This window comes from Streptomyces sp. HSW2009, assembly GCF_040240285.1.
Lineage (GTDB): Bacteria > Actinomycetota > Actinomycetes > Streptomycetales > Streptomycetaceae > Streptomyces.
In genome coordinates, this window is sequence record NZ_JBEHZD010000359.1 from 1 (window position 1) to 8483 (window position 8483).

5 protein-coding genes are annotated in these 8483 nt (G+C 73.7%); 4 read left to right on the plus strand and 1 reads right to left on the minus strand.

All coding sequences use genetic code 11. The annotated features are described in order from the left end of the window. From AAHZ94_RS23240 to AAHZ94_RS23250, 3 genes are all read left to right on the plus strand, one after another. The coding region (locus AAHZ94_RS23240) for an ROK family protein (RefSeq protein WP_349994927.1) at positions 1 to 402 on the plus strand (402 nt) is incomplete at its 5' end. A 130-nt stretch (positions 403 to 532) separates the two neighbouring features. Beyond that, a complete protein-coding gene (locus tag AAHZ94_RS23245) occupies positions 533 to 2638 on the plus strand; it encodes a serine/threonine-protein kinase (protein WP_349994928.1) in 2106 nt (701 codons plus the stop codon). 1396 nt (positions 2639 to 4034) lie between these two features. Then, complete coding sequence (locus AAHZ94_RS23250) at positions 4035 to 5087, plus strand: NUDIX hydrolase (protein ID WP_349994929.1); 1053 nt, start codon at positions 4035 to 4037, stop codon at positions 5085 to 5087. Between the two features lie 323 nt (positions 5088 to 5410). Here the strand turns inward: AAHZ94_RS23250 and AAHZ94_RS23255 are convergent, their stop codons facing one another. Then, a complete protein-coding gene (locus AAHZ94_RS23255; protein ID WP_349994930.1) occupies positions 5411 to 6799 on the minus strand; it encodes a dipeptidase in 1389 nt (462 codons plus the stop codon). Positions 6800 to 6968: 169 nt separating this feature from the next. Between AAHZ94_RS23255 and AAHZ94_RS23260 the strand changes: the two genes are divergently transcribed. Then, complete coding sequence (locus tag AAHZ94_RS23260) at positions 6969 to 8180, plus strand: geranylgeranyl reductase family protein (protein ID WP_349994931.1); 1212 nt, start codon at positions 6969 to 6971, stop codon at positions 8178 to 8180. The last annotated feature ends 303 nt before the right edge of the window (positions 8181 to 8483 follow it).

Here is an 8483-nt window from a genome sequence, read left to right on the forward strand (position 1 = left end):
CCGCCTTTTTTGTCCCCCCCCCCCCCCGCCCCCCCCCGCGCGCTGGCCGGCGGGGGGGGGGGGTGTGGGGTATATGAGACCGGGGTCGCCCGCGCCTCCTACGAACGCGCCGCGCAGGCCCTGGCAGCCGGAATCGCCGCCACCGCCTCCCTGATCGAGGTCGAGCGAGTGGTGATCGGCGGCGGGGTCGCGGGCGCCGGCGAGGTGCTATTCGCCCCACTGCGCCGCACCCTGCGCGACTACGCGCGGCTCTCCTTCGTCCGCGACCTGACCGTCGTACCCGCCCGCACCGGCACCGACGCCGGGCTCATCGGCGCGGCAGCCGCCGCGGCCCGCGCCGGCGGTCTGGCCGGATTCGGTGCCGTGCAGGGTCCCCGCGCCGGACAGCGCGTGGGGCGGTAGGGGCCGCGCGGGTCCGCGGTCCCCGGGGCCTAAGCTGAGTGCGACGGGCGCCGGAACGCCCCTGTCAGGCGCCATGGCGCGGACACGGGGAGGGGCGGGCGGCATGAACGGGTGAGGGGACGACAGCACGGTGAGCACGGGGGACAGCGGAGCGGACCTCACCGGCCGCGTACTGGCCGGAAGGTATCGGGTCACACGGCAACTCGGCCGTGGCGGCATGGGCGTGGTCTGCGCCGCGGTGGACGAGGTGCTCGGCCGCGAGGTCGCGGTCAAGATCCTGCGGGCCTTCACCGACGCCGGCGCCGCGGAGTTGGCCGATCTGCGCACCCGGATGCGCCGCGAGGCACGGGCCGCGGCCCGCATCCGGCACTCCGGCGTCATCACCGTGCACGACGTGGCGGAGGAGAACGGACTGCCCGTCATCGTGATGGAACTCATCGACGGGCCTTCCCTGGACGACGTGCTGACGGCCGAGGGGGTGCTCGACCCGCTGCGCGCCGCCGCCATCGGCGCACGGGTCGCCGAGGCGCTCGCCGCCGGCCACGAGGTCGGCGTGCTGCACCGGGACGTCAAGCCGGGCAATGTGCTGCTCGACCGCGCGGGTGTGCCGGGCGCCGCAGGTCCGTTGGCGCCCGGCGGCGGCCGGGTCGTCCTCACCGACTTCGGCATCGCCACGATGGACGCGCCGGACGACGGCGCGGCCACCAAGCTGACCCGCAGCGGCGAACTGATCGGTTCGCTCGACTACCTGGCCCCCGAGCGGGCCCAGGGCCACGAACCGGGACCCGGCTCTGACGTGTGGGCCCTTGGCATGACGCTGTACGCGGCGGTCGAGGGCTCGTCGCCGTTCCGCCGCACCTCGGTGTGGTCCACGCTGACCGCGATCGTGACGGAGCCGCTGCCGGAACCGCGCCGCGCCGGGCCCCTGACCCAGGTGTTGTGGGCGCTCATGGCCAAGGACCCGGCCGCCCGACCCACGGCGGCCCAGGCCGCAGCGCTGCTCGACGCGGTCGCGGCGGGCCACGTCACACCGTTCGCCGCCACCGCGGGCGGTGCGGCACCGTACGGCGCGTACGGCGGCCCGGGCGAGGCGGCGGGCCCGCAGGCGGTGTCCGGCCCGGCGCAGGGGGCGGATGGCTCGGGAGGAGCGGCGCCCGGGGGCTTCGGGGCGCCGGGAGTGGCTGCGGGTGCGGCTGGTGCGGGTGCTGCGGCGGGTGTGGGCGCGGGGGGTTTTCCCGCGGCGGGTGGGATTGGCGCTGCGCCGGGTGGTGGCGGGGGTGGGGTGCCGCCGGTGGCGGGCGCCGAGGTGCATGCTGCTGCCGCGTCGTACGGGCATGGTGGTGCGGTGCCTGGGCATGGCGGAGTGGCGCCCGGTGGTGTGGGTGTCGCCGTCGACGGTGGCGGTGTGCGGGATGGCCGGACCGGTACGCCGGACGCGGGGCCGCTCGTGGTTGCTGGCAGCGGCGGTGGGACGCGGCGGTTGCCCGCGCGCCGCCGTAACCGGCGCGCCGCGTTCCTCACCGCGGCGACCGCGACCGTCCTGCTGGCCGGCGGCATCACGTACGCGCTGATGGACCGCGGCGGCAACGACGGCGACGACCGGGCGGGCGACGACTCCGGCCGGGCCGTCGAAGAGTTGGACCCGGGCGCCGCCGATCCGGGCGGGGCACAAGACCCGGCCGCCGGTGGAGGCAAGGGCAAGCGCGGCCCGGACGGCAAGGTCTCGCCCACCCCATCGACTTCGGGTTCACCGTCGGAGTCGGGACGCCAGCGGGGTACGGACGATGCGGATGACGCGGACGATGCGGACGACGCCAAGCGCAAGGGAGACGACCAGCGCGGCTCCGACGACAAGACGGGCAGCGACCCGAAGGAACGGGACGACGAGAAGAAGGACCCGGCGCGCGACGAGGGGACCAAGCCGAGCACACCGACCGAGCAACCCGCACCGGTGTGCCACCCCTCGGGCGCGGGCGCCGGCAAACACGACTGCACGGTCTGGCGCCCCGCGACCTCGTACACGCGCGACGGCGCCCAGGCGGGAACCCTGAACGCGGGCACCAACTACTTCTTCTGCCAGGAGAACCTGGGCCGCCGCGAGACGTCCGGCACCTGGACCAACGTCTGGTGGGCCAAGACCGACGACGACAGCGGCAACGCGGGCGTCTACGTCAGCGTCGTCTACATCAAGGGCGGAGCCAACGACCAGCCGGCCCCTGGCCTACCAGTCTGCTGAACCTCACTCGGCAGCGGTCACCCATCGCGCTGCGAACTCGGCGCTAGGGGTGGCGGGTTGACTGCCTCGCCTGCCTTGCCCGTCTGCCTGCTGTGGGGCGGAAGGCCGTGTCCCGCCCCGGGTGGCAGGGGCCGCGTGGCGGGGGGCCCGGGTGTGGGTTGCTGCGCCTGGGCTGAGAGGTTGGTGGGCTCAGGGAGTGGGTGGGCTGGCTGAGGTGAGGGGCTGGGGGTCTGGGTTGGTGAGGCGCGGGGCGGTGGTTGAAGTGGACGGGTGGGCTCAGGGCATGGGTGGGGCTGGGGCTGGGTGAGTGGGTTGGGGTGGGTGTGGGAGGCGGGGTCGGTTGTTGGTTGATGAGGGTTGGTATGGGGGCGTGTGTGTGGGGTGGGTGTGGCTGGTTGTTGGCTGATGAGGGCCGTATCGGGGTGGGTGCGCGTGTGTACGGAGGCTGGTCGCGGTGGGTGGCTTCGTTGCTGTGGGCGGGATGTGCGGCGGGTGGAGTGGTACGGGGGTACGGGCGCGCTGGGTGTGGCCGCTGCGGGGTGAGGGGCTGCGCGTTCCGTGGGCCGAAGCCGGGTCAGGGCCTGGGTGGTTGGCCGGAGAACGAGGTGGGTGCCGGGGGCGCTGAGCGGCCGTACGAGGGAGTGCGGTGATGTGAGGGGGTTGCCGGTTGGCCTGAGTCTGAGGGGAACGGGGTGGAGTGCCGAGGCCGCTGGGGCTAGATGGACAATGTGCTCCTGCACCGAGGCCGCAGGGTCCGAATGCGTCACACGGTGGTGTGGTGCGACCGCTGGGCGGCCGGCCGGTGCTCCCGTAGGCGGGCCGTCCGTCGGCGGGGAGTCGAGCGCGCCTGCGGAGAGCGCCGCGGTGGCTCGCGGCGAGGACCGGGCGCGTGGGAGCAGTTTTGGAGCGCAGGGGCGCGTGGCGCGGAGCGCATGCCTGTCTGCCTGCACTGATGCGACCCGCTGCGGGACGCAGGGGCGTGTCGCCGAGCCCTCGCCCTGCTTCGGGGCCAGCGACCGATGTCGGGGCCCTCGCCCGCCGACCGTACGGCAGCGACGACGCACCACGGGGTGGGGTCGAGGCCCGTACCCGTGAACGGCCGGCGACATGGCAGCCCGGTCACCGGATTGCCTCGTCGGAGGTGGTGCGAGCGGCGGTTTCTGAGGTCGGGTGACGTTCCTGCGGCGGGCGGACACACCTCGGGACGGCGGCCGTCGGCCGGCCCGTGATCCGTCGCCGATGGCGCCGTACCCTCGCCGTCCAGGCGGCCCCTGCGTCGGTTGGCCGCGCCCTGCGCCGCCCCCTGACGGCCGAGCGCGCCCCCTGCGGCTCGCACGCGTTTTCGTGGCAGGGTGATGCGGGCAACTGACTGGGGCCTACGGAGAAGGGGGAACCCGTGATCGTCTGGTTGAACGGCACATCCGGCGTGGGCAAGACCAGCACGGCGCGCGCACTGTGCGAACTGCTGCCCGGCAGCACGCTCTTCGACCCTGAGCTGATCGGCAAGGGCCTACGGATGATGTTGCCACGCCAGCGCCTCGCGGAGGTGACCGACTACCAGGAACTGCCCACCTGGCGGCGGCTGGTGGTGGACACGGTGGTGGCGCTGTACGCGGAGTTGGGCGGCGTCCTGGTGGTGCCCATGACGCTGCTGCAACAGGATCACCGGGACGAGATCTTCGGCGGTTTCGCCGCCTACCGCATCCCCGTACGCCACCTCCTGCTCCATGCGGAGGAAACGATCCTTCGCGAGCGCGTCGAGAGCCGTACGGCCCTGGCCGGCACCCTGGGCGAAGCGGCGTCGCTCCGGACGCTGCCCCCCGACCACATGACGCCCTATCAGGCGGCACTGCCCTGGCTCCGCGCCGATGCTCACCTCGTCCGCACCGACGGGCTCACCCCGGGCGAGGCCGCCGCGCGGGTCGCGGAGGCGTTGCGCGAGGGGGCCGGAACCTGCACCCTCGTCCAGACCCTCAAGCCCACGGCCGAAACCGTGGCGGCCGGCGTACTGCTCTTCGACGACGAGGACCGGGTACTGCTGGTCGACCCCACGTACAAGTCGGGTTGGGAGTTCCCGGGCGGCGTCGTCGAACCAGGTGAGGCACCCGCCCGCGCCGGAGTACGCGAAGTCGCCGAGGAGTTGGGCCTCGACCTGCCCGACCCGCTGCGCCTCCTCGTACTGGACTGGCAGCCCTCGCAGCCACCGCAGTACGGCGGACTGCGCCTGCTCTTCGACGGCGGCAGGCTCACCGAGCACCAGATCGGCAAGCTGTTGCTACCCGCGGACGAACTCCGTGGCTGGCGCTTCGTCACCGAAGCCGAGGCGACGAGCCTGCTCTCGCCCGACCGGATGCGCCGACTGACCTGGGCCCTCCGCGCCCGCGAACGCAACCACCCCCTCAACCTGGAGGCGGGCCAACCCGTAGCCCTCGACCCCACCTCACCATGAGGCGACGGGGAGGCAGGGGTGGGGGGTGGGGCTAGGGCAGGGGGATTGGAGGTGGGAAGCGGTGGTGGCCACACATCTCGGGCTTCCCCCCACCCCCTCCCTCCCCGCCTCCGCCTCCTCCAGCCCAGCGATCACGGCACCGCCGACAGCCGTCAAGCCATGGCGATCACGGTGCTACGGCTATGCGGCGCTGTGGCTACCTGACGCTGCGACTGCCAGGGCCGTGGCCGTCATGAAGCTGTCTGCGTTGCCCTGCGACCGAGTTGAGCTCCTTCGTGGCGCGCGCAGTGCCGGGCCGGTCCGCTCGATCGCTTTCGGTGTTGCTACTCCGTGGTGTTGGTCGCGTACTCCACCAGGAACAGTGCCTCGGCCAGGGAAAGGCGCTCCAACTCCGCGGGGGACACGCTCTCGTTGACCGCGTGGATCTGTGCCTCGGGCTCGCTCAGGCCGATCAGGAGGATCTCGGCCTGCGGGTAGAGCGCGGCGAGGGTGTTGCACAGCGGGATGGAGCCGCCCATCCCGGCGATGCGCATCTCCTGGCCGTCGTAGGCGGCGCGCAGGGCCGTGGCCATCGACGCGTACGCCGGGCTGCTGGTGTCGGCACGGAAGGGCTGGCCCTGGCCGACCTGCTCCACCGACACCTTGGCGCCCCAGGGGATGTTCGTCTCCAGGTGGGCGCTGAGCAGCTTGGTCGCCTCGGCTGCGTCCTCGCCCGGCGGAACCCGCAGGCTCACCAGGGCGCTGGCGCTCGCCTGCACCGACGGCGTGGCACCCACCACGGGCGGGCAGTCGATGCCGAGCACGGTCACCGCGGGCCGGGCCCAGATCCGGTCCGCGATGGTGCCGGACCCGATCAGCTCCACTCCGTCGAGCACCCGGGCGTCCTTGCGGAAATCCTCCTCCTCGTACTGGAGGCCGTCCCAGTTGGCGTCGGAGGCCAGGCCCTGCACGGTGGTCGACCCGTCCTCGGCGCGCAGTGAGTCCAGTACGCGGATGAGGGCGGCCAGCGCGTCCGGGGCGGCGCCGCCGAACTGGCCCGAGTGCAGGTTGCCCGCCAACGTGTCCACCTGGACCCGCACCAAGGTCATCCCGCGCAGCGTCGCCGTGGCGGTGGGCAGCCCGTGCTGGAAGTTCCCGGCGTCCCCGATGACGATCGTGTCGGCCGTCAGCAACTCCGGGTGCGCCTCGGCGTACCGCTCCAGGCCACCGGTGCCCTGCTCCTCGGAACCCTCGCAGATGACCTTCACATGGACGGGGACGCCACCGTTCTCCTTCAGCGCCCGCAGCGCGGTCAGGTGCATGATCAGACCGCCCTTGCAGTCCGCGGTGCCACGCCCGTACCAGCGGCCGTCGCGTTCGGTCAGCTCGAACGGCGGCGAGATCCAGGCGGCCTCGTCCAACGGCGGCTGCACGTCGTAGTGCGCGTACAACAGCACGGTGGGCGCGCCCTCGGGGCCAGGAAGCAAGCCGTAGACGGACTGGGTGCCGTCCGGGGTGTCCAGGAGTGCGACGTCCTGGAACCCCTCGCCACGCAGCGCATCGGCCACCCAGTTCGCAGCCGCCTCGCACTCGCTCTTCGGGAACTGGGCCGGGTCGGCAACCGACTTGAAGGCGACCAGTTCGGTCAGCTCCGCACGGGCCCGTGCCTGAAGTGAGGCCACGGTCTGAGCGAGCGCGGTGTGGTCGGTCTGGCGAACGGAGGCTTGCTCCATGGAACGCTCCTTGTGGGCGCGGCGTTATGTCCGTACGTACGGGCGAAGGGTCCACCGATCTTCCCACAGCGGGGCCGCCGGGCGGCGCGCCGTAGGATGCGACCGGTAGCCGAAGCGAGTGGTCGAGCGGGAGTAGAAACACATCGTGAGCAGCGACAACAGCGGCGAGATGGGGCTCAGCGGCGGCGACGCGGCCGACGGCGGAGAGGCGGTGTGGGACGTCGTGGTCGTGGGGGCAGGGCCGGCCGGCGCCTCCGCCGCGCACGCTGCGGCCTGCGCGGGTCGCAGAGTGCTGCTGCTTGAGAAGGCGGAGCTGCCGCGCTACAAGACCTGCGGCGGTGGCATCATCGGCCCCTCCCGTGAAGCGCTGCCCCCGGGCTTTGAGCTGCCGCTGCGGGACCGCGTCCACGCCGTGACCTTCTCGCTGAACGGCAAGCTCACCCGCACCCGGCGCTCCAAGCAGGTGCTCTTCGGCCTGATCAACCGGCCCGAGTTCGATGCCGCGCTGGTGGAGTCGGCCACCGCTGCGGGGGCCACCCTGCGCACCGGCGCCAGCGTCTCCCGCGTCGAGCAGCACGGGCCCTCGGTGCCCGACCGGCGCACCGTCGCCGTGGTGCTCGCGGACGGTGAGACGGTGCTCGCCCGAGCCGTGGTCGGCGCCGATGGCAGCGCGAGCCGGATCGCCGGGCACGTGGGCGTCAAGGTCGATCAGGTGGACCTCGGTCTCGAAGCGGAGATCCCGGTGCCGCCCACCGTCGCGGAGGACTGGGCCGGCCGGGTGCAGATCGACTGGGGCCCGATACCCGGCAGTTACGGCTGGGTGTTTCCCAAGGGCGACACCCTCACCGTGGGGGTGATCTCGGCGCGGGGCGAGGGCGTCGAGACCAAGCGCTACCTCCAGGACTTCATCGCCCGGCTTGGTCTCGCCGGATTCGAGCCGAGCATCTCGTCGGGGCATCTGACGCGCTGCCGCTCGGACGACTCGCCGCTCTCCCGCGGCCGGGTGCTCGTCTGCGGTGACGCGGCCGGGCTGCTGGAGCCGTGGACGCGGGAGGGCATCTCCTTCGCCCTGCGCTCGGGACGGCTGGCGGGCGAGTGGGCCGTGCGGATCGCTGAGGCGCACGACGCGGTCGACGCCCGACGGCAGGCCCTGAACTACGCCTTCGCCATCAAGTCGGGCCTCGGTGTGGAGATGGGGGTCGGCCGGCGGCTGCTGACGGCGTTCGAGCGGCGCCCCGGCATGGTGCACGCCGCGCTGACCGGCCTCCGGCCGGCCTGGCGGGCCTTCGCGAAGATCACGCGGGGCAACACCACCCTCGCCGAGATCGTCCGCACGCACCCCTCGGCCCGGCGCCTGATGTCGGTCATCGACCGCGGCTGACCGCGACGCCCCGGGAGCCCCGGGGCCGCTGCGGGGCTCCCGCCACGGGCCGAACCGCTGCGTTGTGGCGCACGGGGCCACCGGCGCCGGTGGCCGCGCCCGCGACCCGGCCCGGGCCGGGAAGTGCGGAACGTGGTCCAGGGCGGCGCGCCCCCCCCCCGCCCGGCCCGCCCCCGGGCGGGCGGGGCGCCCCCGGGGGGGCGCGGGGGGGGGGCCCCCCCGCCCCGGGGGGCCGGGGGGGGGGGGCCGGGCGACGGGCCGGCGTTGCCCGCGTGAGCCGGGCCGCGCGGGGTGCCGCTCGCC

Bases quoted from the DNA above. Each gene is read 5' to 3' on its own strand.
- AAHZ94_RS23255 (WP_349994930.1), bottom strand. From the start codon at position 6,799: ATGGAGCAAGCCTCCGTTCGCCAGACCGACCACACCGCGCTCGCTCAG.
- AAHZ94_RS23260 (WP_349994931.1), top strand. From the start codon at position 6,969: ATGGGGCTCAGCGGCGGCGACGCGGCCGACGGCGGAGAGGCGGTGTGG.